At 65.9% G+C, this 21,070-nt stretch carries 15 protein-coding genes; 2 read left to right on the top strand and 13 right to left on the bottom strand.

Annotated elements, in window-relative coordinates:
* The first annotated feature begins 20 nt into the window (after window positions 1–20).
* Window positions 21–761 (top strand): metallophosphoesterase family protein, encoded by a 741-nt coding sequence (locus IVB19_RS36525; protein WP_083926409.1) that lies wholly within the window; start codon window positions 21–23, stop codon window positions 759–761.
* Window positions 762–770: 9 nt separating this feature from the next.
* Here the strand turns inward: IVB19_RS36525 and IVB19_RS36520 are convergent, their stop codons facing one another.
* From IVB19_RS36520 to ubiE, 12 genes are all read right to left on the bottom strand, one after another.
* Entirely contained in the window at window positions 771–1,784 is a 1,014-nt protein-coding gene (locus IVB19_RS36520) for an ATP-dependent DNA ligase (RefSeq protein ID WP_247821741.1), read from the bottom strand.
* Window positions 1,785–1,929: 145 nt separating this feature from the next.
* Window positions 1,930–2,250 (bottom strand): thioredoxin, encoded by a 321-nt coding sequence (gene trxA, locus IVB19_RS36515; protein ID WP_007598398.1) that lies wholly within the window; start codon window positions 2,248–2,250, stop codon window positions 1,930–1,932.
* A 62-nt stretch (window positions 2,251–2,312) separates the two neighbouring features.
* Window positions 2,313–5,822 (bottom strand): double-strand break repair helicase AddA, encoded by a 3,510-nt coding sequence (addA, locus tag IVB19_RS36510; RefSeq protein ID WP_018455768.1) that lies wholly within the window; start codon window positions 5,820–5,822, stop codon window positions 2,313–2,315.
* On the bottom strand, window positions 5,816–8,962 hold the full coding sequence (gene addB / locus IVB19_RS36505; RefSeq protein WP_247295872.1) for a double-strand break repair protein AddB: 3,147 nt from the start codon (window positions 8,960–8,962) through the stop codon (window positions 5,816–5,818). Before addB ends, addA begins: the two co-directional genes overlap by 7 nt.
* Before the next feature lie 127 nt (window positions 8,963–9,089).
* Window positions 9,090–9,812 carry a nucleotidyltransferase family protein gene (locus IVB19_RS36500; RefSeq protein WP_018455770.1) on the bottom strand — a complete coding sequence of 241 codons (723 nt, stop codon included), beginning with the start codon at window positions 9,810–9,812 and terminating at the stop codon, window positions 9,090–9,092.
* A 124-nt stretch (window positions 9,813–9,936) separates the two neighbouring features.
* Window positions 9,937–10,254: a PilZ domain-containing protein gene (locus IVB19_RS36495; RefSeq protein WP_018455771.1), complete on the bottom strand. Its 318-nt coding sequence runs from the start codon at window positions 10,252–10,254 to the stop codon at window positions 9,937–9,939.
* 129 nt (window positions 10,255–10,383) lie between these two features.
* Window positions 10,384–11,928, bottom strand: coding sequence for a bifunctional tRNA (adenosine(37)-N6)-threonylcarbamoyltransferase complex ATPase subunit type 1 TsaE/phosphotransferase (locus IVB19_RS36490; RefSeq protein WP_018455772.1), 1,545 nt, complete (start codon window positions 11,926–11,928; stop codon window positions 10,384–10,386).
* Window positions 11,925–14,429 carry a sensor histidine kinase gene (locus IVB19_RS36485; RefSeq protein ID WP_018455773.1) on the bottom strand — a complete coding sequence of 835 codons (2,505 nt, stop codon included), beginning with the start codon at window positions 14,427–14,429 and terminating at the stop codon, window positions 11,925–11,927. Before IVB19_RS36485 ends, IVB19_RS36490 begins: the two co-directional genes overlap by 4 nt.
* A gap of 178 nt (window positions 14,430–14,607) precedes the next feature.
* Window positions 14,608–15,066 (bottom strand): dUTP diphosphatase, encoded by a 459-nt coding sequence (gene dut, locus IVB19_RS36480; RefSeq protein WP_018455774.1) that lies wholly within the window; start codon window positions 15,064–15,066, stop codon window positions 14,608–14,610.
* A complete protein-coding gene (gene coaBC / locus IVB19_RS36475; protein ID WP_018455775.1) occupies window positions 15,063–16,523 on the bottom strand; it encodes a bifunctional phosphopantothenoylcysteine decarboxylase/phosphopantothenate--cysteine ligase CoaBC in 1,461 nt (486 codons plus the stop codon). Before coaBC ends, dut begins: the two co-directional genes overlap by 4 nt.
* A 56-nt stretch (window positions 16,524–16,579) precedes the next feature.
* A complete protein-coding gene (gene ubiB / locus IVB19_RS36470) occupies window positions 16,580–18,154 on the bottom strand; it encodes a 2-polyprenylphenol 6-hydroxylase (RefSeq protein WP_026233022.1) in 1,575 nt (524 codons plus the stop codon).
* Window positions 18,151–18,912 carry a bifunctional demethylmenaquinone methyltransferase/2-methoxy-6-polyprenyl-1,4-benzoquinol methylase UbiE gene (gene ubiE, locus IVB19_RS36465; RefSeq protein WP_247295877.1) on the bottom strand — a complete coding sequence of 254 codons (762 nt, stop codon included), beginning with the start codon at window positions 18,910–18,912 and terminating at the stop codon, window positions 18,151–18,153. The genes ubiB and ubiE overlap by 4 nt, the downstream gene beginning before the upstream one ends.
* Before the next feature lie 81 nt (window positions 18,913–18,993).
* Between ubiE and mutM the strand changes: the two genes are divergently transcribed.
* A complete protein-coding gene (mutM, locus tag IVB19_RS36460) occupies window positions 18,994–19,899 on the top strand; it encodes a bifunctional DNA-formamidopyrimidine glycosylase/DNA-(apurinic or apyrimidinic site) lyase (protein ID WP_018455778.1) in 906 nt (301 codons plus the stop codon).
* Window positions 19,900–20,169: 270 nt separating this feature from the next.
* On the opposite strand, the gene IVB19_RS36455 is transcribed toward mutM, so the two are convergent.
* Window positions 20,170–20,913 carry a nucleotide-binding protein gene (locus IVB19_RS36455; RefSeq protein WP_085362015.1) on the bottom strand — a complete coding sequence of 248 codons (744 nt, stop codon included), beginning with the start codon at window positions 20,911–20,913 and terminating at the stop codon, window positions 20,170–20,172.
* Window positions 20,914–21,070: the final 157 nt, after the last annotated feature.

The raw sequence follows: 21,070 nt of genomic DNA, 5'->3' as shown, positions 1-21,070 counted from the left end.
TCCGAGCTACGGGAAGACCCATGCGTTTTGCCGCGATTGCCGACGTCCACGGAAATTACCTGGCGCTGGAAGCTGTGCTCGCCGACATCCGCGCGCAAGGCGTCTCCGAGATCGTCAATCTCGGCGACATGCTGAGCGGCCCGCTCGATGCGCGCCGGACCATCGAAATCCTGATGCAGCTCGATGCCGTGCACGTGCTCGGCAATCATGACCGCTATCTGCTCGACCGTCCGCCCGAGAAGATGGGCTCGTGGGATCGCCCGGCCCATGCCGCGCTCAATGCCGCGCAACTCGACTGGCTGCGCGCGCAGCCGATGACGCGCGTCTTTCGCGATCAGGTGTTCCTCTGCCACGCGACGCCCGACAATGACGAAGTCTATTGGCTCGATACCGTGCATCCCGACGGCGCGGTGGCGCTGTCGCCGCTCGATCGCATCGAGAAATTTGCGCAAGGCATCACGCAATCGCTGATCCTGTGCGCCCACACCCATCTCGCCCGTGCCGTGCGACTTCGCGACGGAAGGCTGATCGTCAATCCCGGCAGCGTGGGCGGCCCGGGCTTCCGTGACAAGCATCCGTTCCCGCATGTCGTCGAGGCCGGCACGCCGCACGCGCGCTATGCGATCCTTGAGCTAACCGATGGTGCCTGGCAGGTCACGTTCCGCCATGTGGTCTATGATCACGAGGCGATGGCCACGCTCGCTCGCCGCAACGGCCAGCCGGAGTTGGCGAACGCGCTGGCGACGGGATGGCTTGCCTAGCGGCTACGGCTACGGCTGTTTTAGCAGCTTCATCGGATCCACCGCCTTCTGCTTCAGCTGCTCGAAGCTGCATTGCCGCGGGGCCTTGTCGAGGCGCCAGCGCAGGATCGAGGTGCCGTGGCGAAAGCGGTCGCCGCTGAAATGGTCATAGCAGACCTCGATCACCAGCTTCGGCTTGAGCGGACACCACTTCGCCGCGCGCTCGGTGGACCAGCGGCTGGGGCCGCCCGGCGCGTTGCCGGTGAAGCCGGGCTCGCCGATCAATGCCTCAAGCCGATCGGTCAGGTCAGGCTTTTCCGCCGCTTTGATCGCCGAGGTGAAGCCGACATGGTGCAGGAGACCATCGTCATCGTAAAGCCCGAGCAGCAGCGAACCGACCACGCTCCGGCCGGCGATCTTGTTGGTCGCATAGCGGAAACCGCCGACCACGCAATCGGCGCTGCGGAATTTCTTGATCTTCTGCATGCCGTCGCGATTTCCCGCCTGGTAGGGCAGGTCGACGCGCTTGGCGATGACGCCGTCCGAGCCGCCGCCGGATTGCGCCAGCCACTTTTTCGCAAGGGCGTAGCTCGTCGTCGCCGGTGAGAGGCGGAAGATGCTGCTTTTCAGATTCGCCTTGGCAAACGCTTCCAGCGCCGGTCGCCGCTCCCTCAGCGGTTGCCCGGCAAGCTGCTTCTCCCTGGCCGTCGCAAGCAGATCGAAGGCGAGATAGAGCGCCGGCGTCTCCTCCGAGAGTTTCTTCACGCGGCTCGCCGCAGGGTGAATGCGTTGCAGCAGCGCGTCGAAGGAAAACCCCTTGCCGTGCGGCACGACGATCTCGCCGTCGAGGGTGAAGCGATCCGCCTTCAGCTTCAGCGCCGCGGCGACGATCTCGGGGAAATAACGCGCAAGGTCTTCACCGGATTTCGAGCGCAGATCAATGCTGCCGCCGTTGCGCGAGAGCAGGCAACGAAAGCCATCCCATTTCGGCTCGTATTGCCACTCCTTGCCGCGCGGGATCGCGTCGACCGAGCGCGCCTCCATCGCCACGAGGGGGTCCGACTTTCGCGCGCGTTTTGCGGGAGGAGGAGGCAACAGGCGGGACTCATCATACGCTGGACATGTCCCATCAACGCGAAACGGCCGACTTTCGCCGGCCGTTTCCAAAAATAATCTTGCGCGCGGCGGATCAGACCGCGGAAGTGATCCACTGCTGCAGCTTCGCCTTCGGCGCCGCGCCGACCTGGCGGGAGGCCATCTCGCCGCCCTTGAAGATCATCAGGGTCGGGATCGACATCACGCCATATTTCGACGCGGTCTTCGGGCTCTCGTCGACGTTGAGCTTCACGATCTTGACCTTGTCGCCCATCGCGCCGGCGATCTCGTCGAGCGCGGGTGCGATCATGCGGCAGGGGCCGCACCATTCGGCCCAGAAATCGACGACCACGGGGCCGTTTGCCTTGAGCACTTCGGCTTCGAAATCGGTGTCAGAAACCTTACCAACGGCCATGGGAGTACCTCGTACCTGAGAGAACGGCGCGACGGGAATCGCGCCAAGATCATGGCGTCAACCTATGAATGGCTCCTTGCCGGGTCAAGGACGCTCACACCGAGATGAAGAGATGCCAGCGCCGCGTCCAGCGCGGGAGCCGAAATCTCCATATATTCAAGGGCCTCGGTCCAAAGCAGGACGGCGCGGACAGGCTTTTGGGGATAAAGCCGCGATAGCACCGCCCGATAGAGCGCAAGCTGCCGGACATAGGCGGCGGGCGCCGCATCGGCGCTCCTGGGAGCCGCCTGATTGGTCTTGAAATCGACGATCAGGACCTCATCCGGCCGAACGACCAACCGGTCGATCTGCCCCGACACCAGCGCCCGGGCGTGGCCCGGCCGTTCCAGCCGGCCGACGATCGCGACCTCCGCCCGGCTGCCGGCCGCAAACACGGGCGCAAACCGTGGCTCGGCGATCAAGCCGAGCACCTTGTCGGCCAGCGCGGTCCGGTCGGCCTCCGCCCAATCCGCCGCGTTGCGCGCCATGAAGCCGAGCGCGGCCTCGCGTCGGCGCTCAGTGGCGATGTCGGGGAGCGATTGCAATAGCCGGTGCACCAGCGTGCCGCGTTGCAGCGCGAGCGCGCGGGACTGCACTGATTCGCCCGACTGCACGGCGCGGCCGTCCCCGGACGGCTGGCCGGAGGGGCGCACCGGATCGTCGTCGATGGTGTCGCGCGGTGCCGGCGTCCGCAGCCAGTCCGGGAGCGCGGTCGCCTGGTCCAACGAGGCCGCGGGCGTGCCCAGCGCCACGACATCCTCCGGTCGGGAGAAGCGCGTCGCCTTTCCCAGCGGCGTCTCGATCGTCTCTTTCGTCAGGCCCGAGCCGGCGAGCCCGGTGTCGACCAGATCGTACCAGCTCAGCTTGCGAACCGTCTTCATGTTGCCGGGCATGCAGCCGCCGACGATGAGCCGGTCGGCGGCGCGCGTCATCGCGACGTAGAGCAGGCGGCGATATTCGTCCTCGGTCTCCTCGAGCATCGCCTTGCGCGCCTCGACGACGGGTTTGGGATCATCCGCCTTGCGTCCGGCCCAGACCACCACCTCGCCGCCATTGCCGCGCGGGACATGGATCAGCCGCAGCCGCTGCGAATCCGCTGGCGACGATGTAGTGTCGACCATGAACACGACCGAGGCCTCCAGGCCCTTGGCGCCGTGCACGGTCATCACCCGCACCTCATCGCGGGAGATCTCCATGTCGCGCTTCACCTCGGTATCGGCCGAGCGCAGCCAGGCCATGAAACCCTGCAGCGAGGCGGGCGCCTTGCGCTCGTAGTTCAGCGCCAGCTCCAGGAACTCATCGAGCGCGTCATTGGCCTCATGACCGAGCCGGCGCAGCATGCGCGCGCGTCCGCCGTCTCCCCCGAGCAACCAGGCGTAAAAGGCGAACGGCGTCTCCTCGCGCGCCCGCGTTTCGCAGGCTTCGAGGCCTCGCAACGCCGCAGCGAATGTCTCGCTTGTCGTGGCATGCTCGCCAAGCGCGCGGCGCAGCGATCCCTTGCGGTCATGGGCCAGCTGGAACAGATCGTCGTCATCGAGCCCGAACAGCGGGCTCTTCAGCGCGACCGCGAGCGCGAGATCGTCCTGCGGCAGCAGCAGCGCATCGGCAAGGTTCATCAGGTCGATGATTCCGATGTGCTCGGTGAGCTTGAGCCGATCGGCGCCCGCGACCGGAACGTTGGCATGCTTCAGCGCCTGGATCACGGCATCGAACGCATTGCCGCGCCGGCGCACCAGGATCAGCATGTCGCCATAGCGCAAGGGACGCCGCTCGCCTTCGTGCCCGGTCAGCGTGCCGCTCTCGACCAGCCGCTTGATCTCGGTTTGGATCCGGCGCGCGAGCTTCACCTCGGGGCTGGTGGCGGCGACGCCGTCGAACGGCGCGCGCCAGCCCTCGATTTCCTGCCTGTCGTCGGCTTCCGCAAGGTCCCACAGCTCGATCACGCTGGGGCCGGCATCGCCGAGTGCATTGTGCAGGGGATGACCGGTCTCGAGCGAATGGATGCTCTTGTAGATCGCGGGCTCGCGGAAGACGTGGTCGACCGAATGCAGGATCGCGGCGCCGGAGCGGAACGAATAGGTGAAGGCGACCGGATCGAATTTCAGTCCGGCCGCCGTGAACTTGCGGTGCAGTTCGCGCCGGCGTGCATCGAATTCCCGGGGCTGGGCGCCCTGGAACGAGAAGATCGACTGCTTCTCGTCGCCGACAGCGAAGACGGTGCGGTTCAGGCCCTCGCGCGCACCTTCGCCGGCGGTGAACTCCGAGATGATGTGCGCGACGATGTCCCACTGCCGCGGACTTGTGTCCTGGGCTTCGTCGATCAGCACGTGATCGACGCCGCGGTCGAGCTTGTAATGCACCCAGCCCGAGGAAACGCGATCGAGCATCGCCAGCGTCTTGTCGATGAGGTCGTCATAGTCAAGCAGCCCGCGCTCCTGCTTCTCGCGGCGGTAGTTTGCGGCAGCCGCGGTCGCGATATGCAGCAGGGCCGCGGTGCGGTCGCGCATGGTCACCGCACGGCGCGTCTCGACCAATCCGGCGACGCGCTGCGCCTCGTTCTCGAACAGGCGGGCGACGGACGGGTTGTGATCGCAAAACTTCTTGGTCAGCACCGCCTTGCGCGGCAGCTTTTCGTCGGTGAGGAAAACGCTGAGATAGGCATCGACCTGCGCGGCGCCGGAAAAGACCTTTGCCTCGCGAAGCCGGCAGGCCTGGTCGTTGTCGGACTTGCTGCCGTCCTCCAGCGCAAAGGCGATCTCGTTCCAGCGCGATCGCGGCAGGAACGGACCGTCGACAATCTCCGTCTCGACGTCCTCGATGCGATCGTTCGCGTCCACCCCCAGCGCCGCTGCCATCTGCACGGCAGCCAGCTCCGCGCTGCCGGCTTCATCGGTCCAGGCCATGAAGTGATCGCGGCTCAGGCAAGCCTCGCGCACCACCTCCTTGAAGGTGACATCGGCGGCGCTCGCCATCGCGGTCAGCAGCGCGCGGCCGGTCACGCTGTCTGGGTCGCGCGCGGCCTCCAGCAGCACCTTCAGATTGGCGCGTTCCATCATGTCGGTCTGGTCGCGCTCGTCGATCACGGCGAAGCGCGCGGGGACATTGGCCTCGAACGGAAACTGCTGGAGCAAACGCGTGCACAGCGCGTGGATGGTCTGCACCTTGAGCCCGCCCGGCGTCTCCAGCGCACAGGCGAACAGCTTTCGTGCGTCGCGCCGCAATTTTGCAGTGGGATGCGGGATGCCGACCGCGCGGATCGCCGCATCGAGTGCCGTGTCGTCGAGCGTCACCCAATGCCCGAGCGTGGTGAACACGCGCTCGGCCATGTTGGCGGCAGCCGCCTTGGTGAAGGTAATGCAGAGGATCTTTTCCGGCGGCACGCCCGCGAGCAGCAGGCGGATCACGCGCTGCACCAGCACATGCGTCTTGCCCGAGCCGGCATTGGCCGACACGAAGGCCGACGCGGACGGGTCCGATGCGCGCGCTTGCCTGGCGCGCACCTCATCCGGGATGGGGCGCGGTGCCTTCACCATTCCTCGATCCCCAATCCACCGGCCGCGGACCATTCCTTGATCCGGGCGAGATCGTCATAGGCGCCGTAGCGATTGGTCCACATCGGCAGGTTCAACGAGGTATAGGGCTGGTTCTCGTCCTCGAAGGCGCGGATCAGCGCCTCGAGCTTGGCCCTGGCCTCGGCAGCCGCGGTGTCCGGCGGCTGCGGCTCGTCGCCCTGCTTGAACTTGAGTTCGAGAATGCGTTCTTCGCCCGGCGGATTGTTGCCGCTCAGGCGAACATAGACGAGCTGGCTCACGGACGCGCCGGCATCGATGTCGGGAAAACCACCCTCGCGCAGGATCGCGGCTTCCAGCGTGAGCTGCGGCGACAGGCCCATGCGGACCTGCTTGCCGGTCGGTGGCTGGCCGGTCTTGTAGTCGAGGATGGCGTAGCCGCCGCCCCGGCGCCGTTCGATGCGGTCGGCGCGCGCGGAGAGACGGAAGCTGCGCCCATGGTCGAGCGGGATCGAGATCTCGCCGCGAGTTTCCGCGGCGATCGCCTCGATCGCGTCGCGCCGCGCCGTCTCCCATTCGCCGAACCAGCGTGCGATGCGCTGGAAGCGCGGCCACCACAGCGCCCGCGCCTCGGGTCGCTCCATCAGCGGCTCAAAGTATTTTTCGCCGATCGCGCGCAGCACGCGCGCCGGATCGTCGGGCAGATCGGTGGCGTAGCGTTCCGTGAACTCTCCGAGCGCATCGTGGATCGCCGAGCCGCGGTCGGCGGCCGACAGCGGCATGTCGACGGGATCGAGCGCGTCGAGCCGCAAAATGTGTTTTGCGTAGATCGTATAGGGATCGCGCAGCCAGTCCTCGATCCCAGTCACAGACATCCTGAGCGGCCGGGTCGCGCGTGGCGGTCGCGGCTCGGGCTGCTTGATCGGCCTCACCTCGTCGGGCTGGTCCAGCGCGGCTGCGAACTGCACGTATTTCTCGCCCGCGCGAATCGCGGCCTTCCAGTGCGCATCGCCCGCGACCGCCTCCAACCGGTGCAGGAAGCGCGAGGCAACCGCCGGGGCACCGCCAGCCTTGGCGGAGTGGGTGAGGATGACCTCGTCGCCGCCCAGCAGTTGCGCAAAATCATGCGCGGAGAGGCCGATACGGCGTTCCGGCAGATCGAGGCCCAGCTGGTGCCGCATCGGCCGGCTCAGCCACGGATCGATGCGCGGCGCCGGTGGCCAGACCCCCTCGATCAGCCCGCCGACGATGATGCGGTCGGCCTGCATCAGGCGTGATTCCAGCGGTCCGTAGATCTGGAGCCGCGCGCCTGGCCTGTCCCGCCGCCGCACCGCGCGATCGCTGAACGCGGTCTGGAACACGTCTGCGTAGTCGGGCAGCGTGACCATCAGTCCGCTGGTCGTGCCGCCGCGCAGGAGATCGTCGAAGGCGCTCGCGAGCGCGAGGCCCTCGCGGTCCTCGAAGGCCACGGAAATGCCCTGCTCGTCGCGCGACAGCTCGATCATGATCTCGCGATGCCGATGCGCGAGTTCGGCGAAGTCATACGGTTTTGATGACGCAAGACTCTCGATCGGCGCCAAGGCTTGTCGTAAGGCATCGATCAGCGCCTGGATGCGATCGAGGTCTTCCGCCTTGAGACGTGCGCGCGGCTCGGCCTTATGCAGCGCGGAGACTTCGCTGCGCCACAGCTTGGCCAGCTCCTCGCGAAAGCGATTGAATTCGCGCAAGAGGCCGGCGGTGCCTGCAGGCGGGCGCGTGCCGCGCAACAAGGCGAGCTCCAGGCCTTCGATCGCAGCCTTCCATGCGCCAGGGGCCCGGCCGAGCCGGCATAGCGGATGCTTCAACATTGCGAGCAGCGTCGGCGGCTCCAGTCCCTTGGTCGCAGCCTCAGCTGTCAGTCGGGCAAAGACGCCGGCGGAGGTTTCCATCAGGACGTCGCCGCCGGAATCGTCGAATGCGAGATCCCACCGGGTCAGCGCGGCCATCACCCGCCGCGCCAGGGCGCGATCGGGCGTGACAAGTGCGGCGGATTTGTCGAGGTGCCGCGCCTCGCGCATCGCAATGGCGATGGCGAGCGCTTCCATTTCAGGGTTGGGAGCTTCGACAACCGCGAGGTTCTTCATACCGCCGGTGATCTTTAAGGCCACATCCGGCTGCTTCAACCGATCGTGCCAGATCTCGGTCTTGGCCGATGGCCGCATCGATTCGGAGGCGAGCAGATCGCGACCGCCTTCCGCCGGAGGCTTGAGGATATCGACGTCGCTGCGCTTGATGCCAAAGCGATCCAGCAGCGCGTGCATGGCATATTGCGGATGGTTCGAGACCGGATGCTCCGCGAACTTGCCGAGCGCATCGCGGACGCCGCCGATGCTGCGCCAGGCATCGTCATCGAGATCAGTGTCGAGGCCGGGCAGCACCACGGCGCCATGCGGCAGCGAAGCGACTGCGTGGAGAAATCTTGCCGTGGCCGGCATCGAGCCGGTCGAACCGGCCGCGATCACGGGGCCATGGCGATGCACGGTCAGCCGCCTGGCTTCGGCATTGATCAGGAGGTCGCGGCGGGCAGCGGGTTCGATGCGTTTGATTTCGGCGAGATGACCGGGCCAGGCGATGCGCGCGATGCGCAGGAATTCGAGCGAATGCTGCCAGTAGCGGTCGAGCATATCGGGCACGAGGCCATCGAGCGCGCTCCAGTCGACGCCGCGCGTGACCATGTCGTCGATCAGCCGCGCGAGATCGGACGCCAGTGCCAGCGTCGACGCGGGGCCGCCGACGACCAGCGGAGACAGCACCGGACCCTTGGCCCAGGCCGCGACGAGTTGCGCCAGTGTCAGCCGCCGTTCGAGCTCGCCGAGCCGCGGCGGAATGTCGAGCGGCGTTGCGCCGGAAAACTGTTCGCCCTCATCGGCGAAAGCGAGCTCATCCTCGTCGATGTCGCCGAGCGCGACGATCCGCGGCAGCACGACAGCCTCCGCCTTCATCTCGTCGAGGAAGATCTCGCGGACGACGCGCATGGCGCGCCGTGTCGGCAGGTACAGCGTGGCATCCGCCAGCCGTGCCGGCTCCTTGCGTGCCTCAAAGCCCTCGACCAGCCGGCCGTCGAGCAAGCCTGAGACGACGGTGCGCAGGAACGGAACTGAGATGGGAACGCTGAAAACGCGCATGAGCTGCCTGATTCGGGAATCAGGCGCCAATATAGGGAGGCGGAGTCAAATGGTCATGGGCGGAGGTGGGATAGTCCCCGCTGTTTGCCGGACCAGAACAGGTGCCGTAGGGGACAATGGCGCAGCCCTACGCCACGCTCTCCAGAAACGCCTCTTCCGCCGCGTGCACGGCATCAGGCGTGCCGACATGCATCCAGACGCCGTCGAGGCGAAGGCCGAACAGCCGCTCCTGCTCGTTGGCACGATCGAACATCTTGGTCAGCGAGAACTCGCCCGCGGGGGCATCGGCGAAGATCGACGGCGACAAAATCGCAGCGCCGGCATAGACGAACGGAACGACCTCTTTTTCCTTGCGCTTGCGCAGGGCACCGTCGGCCAGCATGCCGTAATCGCCGCGGCCGCTATAGCCGATGCTGGTCGCCGTCGGCGCCATCAGCAGCAAAATGTCCATCCGCGCGGGATCAAAGTTTTCGGCGAGCCGCGTCAGGTTGGAGCGTACGCCGTCGATCCACAGCGTGTCGGAATTGACGTGAAAGAACGGTGCGTCCCCGAGCAGCGGCAGTGCCTTGACCACGCCGCCGCCGGTGCCGAGCACCTGGTCGCGCTCGTCCGAGATGGTCACGCGCGGATGCTGGCGGGATGCGGTGTGATCGATGATCTGGTCCGGCAGGTAATGCACGTTGACCACCGCCTCGCTCACGCCGGCCCGACCGAGCTTGTCGAGCACATGGTCGAGCAGCGGCTGGCCGGCCACCGGAACCATCGGTTTCGGCATCTTGTCCGTCAACGGACGCATGCGCAGGCCGAACCCTGCGGCGAGCACCATGGCTTTGGTCGGTTTGACGGGCATCCTTCGCTTTCTCAGACCTACTGATCTCGCGTTCGCAGCAATCCTAACATGAGGTTCGACCGACCGCACCGCGTCTTAACCGCCTTAACCACCTGCCGTGACGCTTGTACGACAGGTGTTGCCGTTACGCCCCGATGGACGTTGACCGCGCCTTTTTCTTCTTGTCACCGAGCTTGAGAAAGTTGACGCCGATCTGGTCACCATTCACCCAGGCGAGCTCGCAGCGTCGGTACGCAAGTCCGGTGGACGACAGCAGCAGAAAAAACTCCTTCAGATGCAGGCCTTCGACTGAGCCGTCGATGGTCAATTTGGCGCCGCTGTCGGAGACGTCCTCCATGGTGCAATCGCGCCGCCAGGTGCCGTCGATACCCATCATCTGGGCCGCGATCCCGCGCTCGAAAACAACCCGGCTGTTGCCGCGCTGGTCCGTCTTCACCGCCATCTGCCCTGCTCCAGCCCCGTAATCATCCGGCTGCTCCGCCGCCAGGTTACCGGCGTCTTGGCTAACAGCCGGTAAATCGAGCCCTGAATCAGCCTTTTCAGCCCCTACTAGCCTTTTCCGCCTTGGGCCTCAGCCTTGGGCCGGGCCTTGGGCCTGCCTTTGGGGCGGCGGGACGTTGGCGAGATACCAGTCGCGCAGATGGGCGAGCGTGGGATGCGCCAGGGAGCGCTGGAGATAGGTCCAGATCCGCGGCTGGTGACGCAGATAATGCGGCTTGCCGTCGCGGCGGTTGAGGCGGGCAAAGGTGCCGAGCAGACGCGTGTTCCGCTGCGCCGACATGATGGCGTAGAGCTCGGCGAAGCCGGCCGCATCGAAGCTCGCCTCGCTGGCGCGGCGCGCCTTGATGTAGCGCGACAGCAGCGTCAGCTCGATCGCCTCGGGCACGTCGATGCGGGCGTCCTGGAGCAGCGACACCACGTCGTAGGATTGCGGCCCCAGCACGGTGTCCTGGAAATCGATCACGCCGACGCGTTCGATGCCGGTGCGATTGCTGAGCCAGATCAGATTCGGCGAGTGATAATCGCGGATGATCCAGGTCTTCGGCGCGGCCTGCGCCTTCTGCAGCAACTCGCGCCACATGGCGAAAAATTCGGCGCGCTTCGCGTCGTCCAGCGGCGCGTTGCGATCAGGCAGGTACCATTCCGGCATCAAGCCGATTTCGATCAGCAGCGCCTCGATATCGAAGACGGGAATGGCGTAGGTCTGCCGCCCGAGCGGCAGCGTTTGCGGCAGCGTCTTGCCGTGCAGCACGGCCAGCAGATCGGCCGCGGCTTCGTAGCGTTCGGCGATCGGGCGCGGCGGATCGCCCTCGATCACGCCTTCGGTGCCGAAGTCTTCGCTGATCAGGAACCCGTGGTCGAGGTCGGAATGATGGATCGCGGGCGCCGAGATTCCCTGCGCGCGCAGGCCCTCGTCGATGGCGACGAAGGGTTTGATGTTTTCGGCGAGATGCACCGCGGCGCTGTAGGATTTTCCGTTGTACATCGCAGCACCATCGGGGCGCTGCGGCGAATTCATGAGGATGACGATCTCGTCGTCGCGCTGCAGCCGCGCATAGGAGCGCGTCGAGGCGTCGCCCGCCATGCGTTTGCGCGTTGCCTCCATGTAGCCGGATGCATCGAGGAATTCGCGCAGCGCCTGCAGCCGCGCGACGATGGCGGCAGCCTTGCCATGGCCGGTGATGTCGGCGGCGCGTGCATTCGAGCCCAGCGCCGGCCGGTGCGTCAGCGCGATGTCGATGCGGTCTTGAGGCATCGCCGACGGCGCGCGCTCCGGCCATTCGATCAGGACGAGGGTTGCTTCCGGCAGCGGCGACAGCCCGATCTCTTCGAGCTCGCTCTCGTCCTCGACGCGGTAGAGGTCGGCATGCATCACCGGGAACGGTGGCAGCTCGTAGCCCTGCACCAGCGTGAAGGTCGGGCTCGGCACTTCCAGTGCATCGTCGCCGGCGAGGTAGCGGATCATGGCCCGCGCCGCCGCGGTCTTGCCGGCCCCGAGATCGCCGGTGAGCGTGATGACATCGCCGGGGCCGACCAGCAGCGCGAGGTCGGCCACTAGTTGCGCAGTGGCTGTCTCGTTGCGGAGCGCGACGGCGAATGTGGTTGGCGCAGTCATTCGGCGGCGTCGCGATGCGCCGCCTGGTCGGTCGGGAAGTCACAGATCACGACCGTGCCCCTGCCCACGATCGAATCCACCCGGATATTGCCGCCATGCAACTCGACGAAGGAGCGCACCAGCGACAGGCCGAGCCCGGCGCCGCGATGACGCGAGCCTTGCGAGCGGCTCTCGAACCAGTTGAACACCTTGTCCTTCATGTCGGCAGGTATTCCAGGCCCGGAATCTGTCACAGTGAAGACCACACTGCGTTCGGTGCGGCGGGCGCTGATGCCGACGGTGGAATCCGGTGGAGAAAACCCGACGGCGTTGGCGAGGAGATTATAGAGCACCTGCACCACGCGCTTCTCGTCGCCGGTGAAGCTGCCGACATCGGGCGCGATCTCGACCTTGAGGCGGATGCGGTCGGTGGCGAGCCGGTCCTGAAGACCCTCGGCGGCGAGCTCGATGGTCTTGCTGACGTCGACCGGGCCGAGTTCCAGCTTCATGGCACCGGCGTCGATGGTGGCGAGATCCAGGATGTTGTTGGTCAGCGCCAGCAGCGCATTGGTCGATTTGGTGACGTAGTCGAGATATTCGGCCTGTTTCGGGGTCAGCGGCCCGGTCGAGGGATCGCTGAGGAAATGCGCAAAGCCGATGATGGTGGTGAGCGGCGAGCGCAGCTCGTAGGAGACGTGGTGGACGAAATCCACCTTCATCTGGTCGGCCGCCTCCAGCGCCTCGTTGCGCTCGCGCAGAGCGCGCTCGACGTTCTCGGTGTCGGTGATGTCCTGGAACGTCAGCATCGTGGCGCCGTCGTGCAGCGGCCGGATCATGCCGTCGAGCACGCTGCCGTCCTTGCGCTCAAGCTTCAGCGGAATGTCGGCGCGGCTCTCGATCGAGGTGACGGCCTCGCGGATCTGCCGCCAAACGATCGCGTCGTCGAACAGCTGATGGCACCAGCCCTCGACCGTCTGGATGTGCGGCTCGTCGCGCATGGCGTCAGCGGACAGCTTCCACATCCGGACGAACGCCGGGTTGAACAGCTGCGCCCTGCCATTGCTGCCGAACACCGCAACGCCCTCGGCGAGGCTATCCAGCGTCTCACGCTGGACCCGGATCATGCCGTCGAAGCGGCGGGCGAGCTCCAGGCTCTCGGTGACGTCGTCGAACAGATAGGTGACGCCGCCCTCGGGATTCGGCGTGGTGACGACGGAGAGCGCGCGCCCATCGGGCAGATACCAGGTGTCCTTGGCGGCCTCGACCGCCCGATAAGCCTCGTGCAGCTTGGCCTTCCAGGCGCGGAAGTCCGGCTGCTCCGGCAATTTGCGCGCGGCGCGAAGCTTGTCGAGCACGCTGGAATCATCGGGGTTGGCGTCGAGAAAGGTGCGGTCGAGGTCCCACAGCTGGCGGTAGGAATCATTGTAGAAGGCAAGCCGGCGCTGGCCATCGAACACGGCAACGCCCGAGGAGAGCTGGTCCAGCGTACGGCGATGCGCCTCCGCCATCCGCACCAGCGCCGAGCTCAAGGCATCCGCCTCGCTGGCATCGATGGCAACGCCGACATTGCCGCCACCGACATTGACGGCGCGCACATCATAGATGCGCCGCTCGCCGCCGATCACGATCGGCAGCCGCGAGGTGAAATTGGCCGCTTCCTTCAGTCCCCGCTCCATCGCGGTGCGGTCGGCGCTGTCGAGCAGCTCGAGCTTGCGCTCCTGGGCGTCGGTGATGCTCGCCGCCTCGGTCGCACGGACATAGGCGGGATTGGCATAAGCCAGCGCGCCGTTCTCGCCCTTGGCCCAGATCGGCCAGGGGGCGGCGGTCGCGAAGCCGCGCAACATCTCCGTCTCGTCGGAAAGTGCCTTGTAACGCAGATTGGTCTCGGCCAGATCGCGGCGGAGCCCCGAGAGTTCGCGAATCCTGACGATGGCTTGGCCACCGATGGCGCGGCCGATGGCCTCCAGCGTGTGGCCATGCGCGGTGGTGAGCGTCAGCTGGAACCCGTCGCCGCGGTCGCGCAGCGCATCGACGGCGTGATCCATCTGCAGCGCCGGTTCCGGCGGCAACCAGGTTCCAAACGCGAGCACGCGCTGCGGAGAGGAGTCGCGCGGCAGCACCATGGAGATGTCACCGGAGATCTGCGCGCGATTGTCGCCGGCCGGCCAAGAGATCAGGATCTGCGGCTCGGCGAACAGCAATGCGCCGAAGCGGTCGGCCTGGAGCTGGAGTTCCCCGATCCGGGCGCGCAGCCGCGCCTCGTTCTTCGCCGTGCGCACGCGCGTGCGCATCAGGAGGATCGCGGCGACCACCGAGAAGCCGAGCAAGGCCAGCGCGGTGGCCAGCACCGCGAGCTCCTGCCGGTTGAAATCCAGCAACGTTGAGAGTGTGTCGACGAGGTCGGCGGCCTCAGCCGGCGCAGCCGGCAGCAGCGCCGCGAGAGCGCTTCCCAACAAGCCGTTGCGCACCAGCGATGTGCACGACAGCAGCGTCCGACGCATCGACACGATCACGCCTGACATAGTTGCCCCAAGATCGCACGAATTTGCGCGCGGCGACCCCCGTCGCGCGCGAATCAAACGACAATACCCTCACCGTGACTCCACCGGTAAGAGTCCAGATCGTGAACGCAACGGCGGTCCCAAAAAAATGCCGAAGGCGGTGTTCCAATTCGCGTAATTCCTCGGGTGATTCGGTGTGTTAGCGGCCGGTCGAGCCGAATCCGCTGGTCCCGCGATCGGTCGCGGACAATGTCGACACGGGAACCAGCGCGGCCTGCACCATTGGCGCAATCACCATCTGCGCGATGCGCTCGCCGCGCTTGACCACGAAGGCGGTCTGGCCGTGGTTGATCAGGATCACCTTGATCTCGCCGCGATAGTCCGCGTCGATCGTGCCCGGTGAGTTCAGCACGGTGACGCCGTGCTTGGCCGCAAGCCCGGAGCGCGGCCGCACCTGCGCCTCGTAGCCGGGCGGCAACGCGATCGCGAGTCCCGTCGGCACCAGCGCGTATTGGCCGGACGCGAGCGTCAGCGGCTCGTTCTCGGGCACCGCCGCCATCAGGTCGAGACCGGCGGCATCATTGGTCTGATAGGCCGGCAGCGGCAGCCCCTCCGCATGGGGCAGGCGTTGCAGTTCGACGGTGACTTTGGTGCTCAAGATGCGGGCTCCCGGGATTTGCCGGTCACGCTCTTTGCGATATGCGCGACCAATCGAATGGCGACCTGTTCCTTGGTCATCGCCGGCCAGGAATCAACTGCAATGTCGCCATCCTTCTCATCGTTCTTCTCACCGCTCTTGCTGATGAGGTGCACGGTGTTGCGGTCTCCGCCCATCACCCCGGTTGCGGGGGAGACGTCGTTGGCGACAATCCAGTCGCAGCCCTTGCGGGCAAGCTTCGACTTGGCGTTGTCGATGAGGTGCTCGGTCTCGGCGGCAAAGCCGATCACCAGTGGCGGCCGCTGGTCGGTCAGCTTGGAGATCGTCGCGAGGATGTCGGGGTTTTCGACCAGCTGGAGCGGCGGCATGCCGGCCGAAGTCTTCTTCAGCTTCTGCTCGCCTTCATTGGCGACCCGCCAGTCGGCGACGGCGGCGGCGAAGATCGCGATGTCAGCGGGGAGCGCGGCCTGCACCTGCTCCAGCATCTGCCGTGCCGATTCCACATGCTTGACTGTCACGCCCTGGGGATCGCTGAGATCGACCGGGCCGCTGACCAGGATTACCTCGGCGCCCGCGGCCTGTGCCGCGGCGGCGATCGCAAAGCCCTGCTTACCGGAGGATCGGTTGGCGATGTAGCGCACCGGATCGATCGGCTCGTGGGTCGGACCAGCCGTGATCAGCACGCGCTTGCCGGCGAGGGGGCGCGGCAACGGCGGCCGCAGCAGTCGCTCGGTGGCAGCCGCAATTTCGATCGCCTCGGACATGCGACCGATGCCGGCTTCACCGGCTTCCGCCATCTCGCCGGAATTCGGCCCGATCAGCATCACGCCGTCGCGTTGAAGTTGCGCGACGTTGCGCCGCGTCGCCGCGTTGTTCCACATCAGCGGGTTCATCGCCGGCGCGAGCAGGACCTTGCGGTTGGTCGCAAGCAGGATGGCGCTGGCGAGATCGTCGGCATGGCCGTTGGCCATCTTGGCCATCAAATCCGCGGTCGCAGGCGCCACCACGATCAGGTCGCACTCGCGCGCCAGCCGGATATGACCGGCGTCGAACTCGCTCTCGGGATCGAACAGGTCGGTGTGGACGCGCTCATGCGAGAGCGCGCTCACGGCCAATGCCGTGACGAATTGTTGCGCCGCCTTGGTCAGCACGCAGCGGACCTCGATCCGCCGCTCCTTGAGCCTGCGGATCAGGTCGAGCGATTTGTAGGCCGCGATCCCGCCGCCGATGATCAGGGTGACGTTGGCCTCGGGGAGGGCGCCGCTGCGCTGGGGCGTGGGGGTGGCGGAAGCCGCGGGCGGCGCCGTGAACGGCGTCAGGGGCTCCTCGCGGCCCTCGATCAGCTCGCCGAGGATGACCCGGACCTCTTCCTCGACCGACCTGCGGTTCCTGGCCGAGCGCAGCCTAAGGTAAGTTTTGATGCCTTCATCGAGCTTGCGAATGGTCAGGCTCGCCATGACACCCCTCCAGCACAAATGATGGCGATGCTATCATTCGCATGATTGCACTGCAATCAAAGATTCCGGACGGCGATCAGGATGCCGATGAAGGTCGCGGCGATGATCCAGAGCGCCACGGTGCGCCAACGGTTCTTGCGGCCTTCGCTGCGGCCCATCGCCGCGATGCTCTCCGGCGACAGCCGGATGCCCTCCCGGGTCATGGTCTCCAGCTGTTCGAGCACCGTAACCGAGCGCGCGGCGATATCAGGCAGGCGCATCAGGATGCGCGCGAGATCGCCGGTGCCGGAGATCGCGCCCTGGACCCGGCCGATCGGACCGAGATTGCGCTCGATCCATTCCCGCACCACGGGGTCGGCGACCTTCCAGATGTCGAGCTTGGGATCGAAGCCGCGTGCCACGCCCTCGACCACCACCATTGTTTTCTGGAGCAGGATCAGCTCGGGCCGCGTGGTCATGTCGAACAGGCCGGTGACCTCGAGCAGCAGCGTCAGCAGCCGCGCCATCGAGATCTCTTCCGCCGTGCGGTTATGAATGGGCTCGCCGATGGCGCGGATCGCTTGCGCGAAGTTCTCGACCGAGTGATGCGCCGGGACGTAGCCTGCCTCGAAATGCACTTCCGCGACACGACGATAGTCGCGGGTGATGAAGCCGAGCAGGATTTCGGCAAGGAAGCGCCGCTCCTTCATGCCGAGCCGGCCCATGATGCCGAAATCAACCGCGACGAGGCGACCGGCGTCATCCAGGAACAGATTGCCCGGATGCATGTCGGCGTGGAAGAAGCCGTCGCGCAGCGCGTGGCGCAGGAAACTCTGAATCACCTTGCGGCCGAGATCGGGCAGGTCGACCTGCGACTCGGCCAGGCGCTTGTGATCGTTCAGCGCGATGCCGTCGATCCACTCCATCGTCAGCACGTTGTGCGTGGTGCGGTCCCAGTCCACGGTCGGTACGCGGAAATCAGGATCGTCGCGCGTGTTCTCCGCCATCTCCGACAGCGCCGCGGCCTCGAGGCGCAGGTCCATCTCCATCGCGACCGAGCGCGACATGGTGTTGATGACCTCGATGAGACGCAGGCGCCGCGCCTCGGACGAATAGGACTCGGCCTTGTATGCGACGAAGAAGAAGTCGGAGAGGTCGCGGCGGAAGCGTGCGGCCACGTTGGGGCGCAGCACTTTCACGGCGACCGCCTTGCGGATGCCATCGCGCAAGACTTCGCCGCGATGCACCTGTGCGATCGAGGCCGCTGCGACCGGCGCACTGAGGCTCGCGAATACGTCCGTCAGCGGACGCTCCAGCGACGTCGCGATCACGGCTTCCGCTTCGACTTGCGAAAACGGCGGCAGGCGATCCTGCAGGCTTTCCAGATCGCGCGCCATGGCAACGCCGACCACATCGGGGCGCGTCGCCAGAAATTGCCCGAGCTTGAGATAGGCCGGGCCCATCCGGGTCAGCGCGCGCGACAGCCGAGGCCCGTCCTTAGGGCCGCCCCGTTCGACGATGCGCGCAAGCTTCAGCGCGAGCTGTCCGGGCGGCGGCACCAGGCTGGGATCGACGGCGCCGAACACGCCCTCGCGCGCGAATACGAACGCGGCGCGCATCAGGCGCGCACTATGGGTTATGGCAGAGATCACAAACGCCAGCCCGAATGCAGTGCGACGATGCCGCCGGACAATATCTGCCAGTTCACGCGGGCGAAGCCGGCATTACGGATCATATCGGCGAAGGCGTTGGGTCTTGGGAACTTGCGGATCGACTCGACCAAATATTGGTAGGACTCGGCGTCACCCGTGATCATGCGGCCGAGCGGCGGGATGACCTTGAACGAGAACAGGTCATAAAGACGATCGAGTCCGGGCATCTCGACGGTGGAGAATTCCAGACAGAGGAAGCGGCTGCCTGGCTTGAGCACGCGATAGGCCTCGGCCAGCGCGAGATCGATCCGAGGCACGTTGCGAATGCCGAAAGCGATCGTATATGCGTCGAAGCTGCGGTCGGCGAAGGAGAGCGCTTCCGCATTGCCCTCGACGAAATCGACCTGGGTCTTGAGATGCCGCTTTGCGGCGCGCTCGCGGCCTACCTCCAGCATCCCGGAATTGATGTCGCAGACGGTGGCATGGAAGCCGGGGCCTGCGGCCTTGGCGGCGCGGAACGAGATGTCGCCGGTGCCGCCGGCAACGTCGAGCAGCGCGAACCGCCGGTCGCCTCGCGGCGGGTCGAGCGCGGTGATCATGATGTCCTTCCAGACCCGATGCAGGCCACCGGACATCAAATCGTTCATCAAATCATAGCGCGACGCCACGCTGTGAAACACATCGTTCACCAGCGTCTGCTTGTCGCCCAGGGGGACGTCCCTGAAGCCAAAATGCGTGGTTTCGCCCGGCCGATCCATTACTCTACTCCACGAGGCGGACCATAGCGCGCCCGCCGCAATGGCGCTATCACACCGCTCTCATAAGGTGAATGCCTGACCATGCCCGAATTGCCCGAAGTCGAGACCGTCCGCCGCGGCCTTCAGCCTGTCATGGAGGGTGCGAAAATCCTGGTCGCGGAGACCCGCAGGCCTGATTTGCGCTTTCCTTTCCAGCCGGACTTCGTGGCCCGACTGAAGGGGCAGGTCGTCACGGGGCTCGGCCGCCGTGCAAAATATCTCATGGCCGATCTCACCTCCGGCGACGTGCTGTTGATGCATCTGGGCATGTCGGGTTCGTTTCGCGTCATCAAGCCGGACAACGAGGCGGCGCCGGGCGAGTTTCACTATCCGCGAGCCAAGGACTCCGCGCACGATCACGTGCTGTTTCGGATGTCCTCCGGCGCCGACATCATCTTCAACGATCCGCGCCGCTTCGGTTACATGAAAGTGATCGCGCGCAGCGCGCTCGACGAGGAGCCGCTGCTGCGCGGGCTCGGGCCCGAGCCGCTTGGCAACGAATTTGACGCCGCGATGCTGGCGCGATCCTGCGCCGGCAAGACCACGAGCCTGAAAGCCGCGCTGCTCGATCAGCGCGTGGTCGCCGGGCTCGGCAATATCTATGTCTGCGAAGCCCTGCATCGTTCGCATCTGTCGCCGCGCCGGATCGCCGCGACGTTGTCGACCAAGGCCGGACAACGCAAGGGCGTTGCCGGGGGCGAGCCGACCGACCATGCAAAGCGATTGGTCGGCGCGATCCACACCGTGCTGAACGACGCCATCAAGGCCGGCGGCTCCAGCTTGCGCGATCATCGCCAGACCTCGGGCGAGCTCGGCTATTTCCAGCACTCGTTCAAGGTCTACGATCGCGAGGGCGAGAAATGCACCACGCCGCGATGTGGCGGCATCGTCAAGCGTTTTACGCAGAACGGCCGGTCGACCTTCTGGTGTCCGAAATGTCAGAAGTGAAAATCAGGCTCGTATCCGAGAGGTCGTAAGTTCAGCGGCGGTGACGAGCCCACCACGACCGTCATTGCGAGCGCAGCGAAGCAATCCAGAAGCTTTCCAACGAAGCAGTCTGGATTGCTTCGTCGCAAAGCTCCTCGCAATGACAGCGGAGATAGAGTTTCCCAAAAACGCGAAGCGAAGCAATCCGGCCGGGCTGGTGGCCGGATTGCTTCGTCGCTAAGGCCCTTCCGGATGGTGAAGGTCCGGCTGCCATCCGAGCGATACCCCCGCTCAGGACGCCAGTATCGTAGTTTCATCGGCGGCCAGCTCGGCGGCGACGTGCAACATTCCGTCCGCGGCCGCGATGACCTGGTCGATCAAGACATTGGTCGTGACGTCGAGCTCGAGCCGGGTCTCAATCCAATGCCAGAGGCCGCGGATCTCCTCGGTCGACTTGCCGTTCGGCGCGAATTCGCTCACCGCAAGGCCGCTGGCGAGCGAGTCCTGGTGATCGTTGCGCATCACGATCAGGGGACGCGCGAGCACCTCGGCGAGATCAAGCGCTGCTTCCTCGGCGAGCGTGTTGGCGGCGTTGTCGATGCGCTGGCCGCGGATCGGGGTTTGGTTCAGCACGAAGCTGTAAGGCCGCTTCCAGGCGCGCGCGACGCTCAGCGTCGAAACGGTCGCTTCGATGTCGGCGACGCTCGGGCGTGCCGGGATCAGGCAGAGGTCGGAATGGCGGATCGCGGCGGTGGTCGCGGCGCTGAGGCCGGCGGCGGTATCGACGATCGCAATCTGGAGACCGCCGTCGGCGAGCATCTTCAGGCGCGGCTCGATATCGGCGGCGTGATAGATCGGCTCGACGACGAGATCATCGGTGGTGCGGCGGCGCTGCCAGTTCGACAGTGTGCCCTGCGGGTCGGTTTCGATCAGGCGAACGGTGAAGCCGGCCTGCTTGGCTGCCAGCGCGAGGCCGATGGCGAGCGTGCTCTTGCCGCTGCCACCCTTTTGGGTGGCCAGTGCGATCGTGTGCATTGAAGATCAATCCTTTGGAGTGCTTGGGTCTCGGGAAACGCCACGCGAACGTGCATCGATCTCGATGCTGAGCTCTTCTCGCTCAGGACGTGCCGGCCCGATCCAAAGGGGATCGCGGAGGTCCGAATCAGCAGTCACGATGATGGCGGAATCGGGA

Source organism: Bradyrhizobium sp. 187 (assembly GCF_023101005.1).
Classification (GTDB): Bacteria; Pseudomonadota; Alphaproteobacteria; order Rhizobiales; family Xanthobacteraceae; genus Bradyrhizobium; species Bradyrhizobium canariense_D.
Note: the sequence above shows the minus strand (reverse complement) of the source record. Positions and strands in the feature narration are given on the sequence as shown.

Excerpts from the sequence above, each read along its gene's own strand:
- ubiE (WP_247295877.1), bottom strand. The coding sequence starts at position 18,912 with ATGGATCGGCCGGGCGAAACCACGCATTTTGGCTTCAGGGACGTCCCC.
- mutM (WP_018455778.1), top strand. The coding sequence starts at position 18,994 with ATGCCCGAATTGCCCGAAGTCGAGACCGTCCGCCGCGGCCTTCAGCCT.
- coaBC (WP_018455775.1), bottom strand. The coding sequence starts at position 16,523 with ATGGCGAGCCTGACCATTCGCAAGCTCGATGAAGGCATCAAAACTTAC.
- addB (WP_247295872.1), bottom strand. The coding sequence starts at position 8,962 with ATGCGCGTTTTCAGCGTTCCCATCTCAGTTCCGTTCCTGCGCACCGTC.
- IVB19_RS36455 (WP_085362015.1), bottom strand. The coding sequence starts at position 20,913 with ATGCACACGATCGCACTGGCCACCCAAAAGGGTGGCAGCGGCAAGAGC.
- IVB19_RS36500 (WP_018455770.1), bottom strand. The coding sequence starts at position 9,812 with ATGCCCGTCAAACCGACCAAAGCCATGGTGCTCGCCGCAGGGTTCGGC.
- IVB19_RS36490 (WP_018455772.1), bottom strand. The coding sequence starts at position 11,928 with ATGACTGCGCCAACCACATTCGCCGTCGCGCTCCGCAACGAGACAGCC.
- IVB19_RS36525 (WP_083926409.1), top strand. The coding sequence starts at position 21 with ATGCGTTTTGCCGCGATTGCCGACGTCCACGGAAATTACCTGGCGCTG.
- trxA (WP_007598398.1), bottom strand. The coding sequence starts at position 2,250 with ATGGCCGTTGGTAAGGTTTCTGACACCGATTTCGAAGCCGAAGTGCTC.
- IVB19_RS36495 (WP_018455771.1), bottom strand. The coding sequence starts at position 10,254 with ATGGCGGTGAAGACGGACCAGCGCGGCAACAGCCGGGTTGTTTTCGAG.
- IVB19_RS36520 (WP_247821741.1), bottom strand. The coding sequence starts at position 1,784 with ATGGAGGCGCGCTCGGTCGACGCGATCCCGCGCGGCAAGGAGTGGCAA.
- IVB19_RS36485 (WP_018455773.1), bottom strand. The coding sequence starts at position 14,429 with ATGTCAGGCGTGATCGTGTCGATGCGTCGGACGCTGCTGTCGTGCACA.
- addA (WP_018455768.1), bottom strand. The coding sequence starts at position 5,822 with ATGGTGAAGGCACCGCGCCCCATCCCGGATGAGGTGCGCGCCAGGCAA.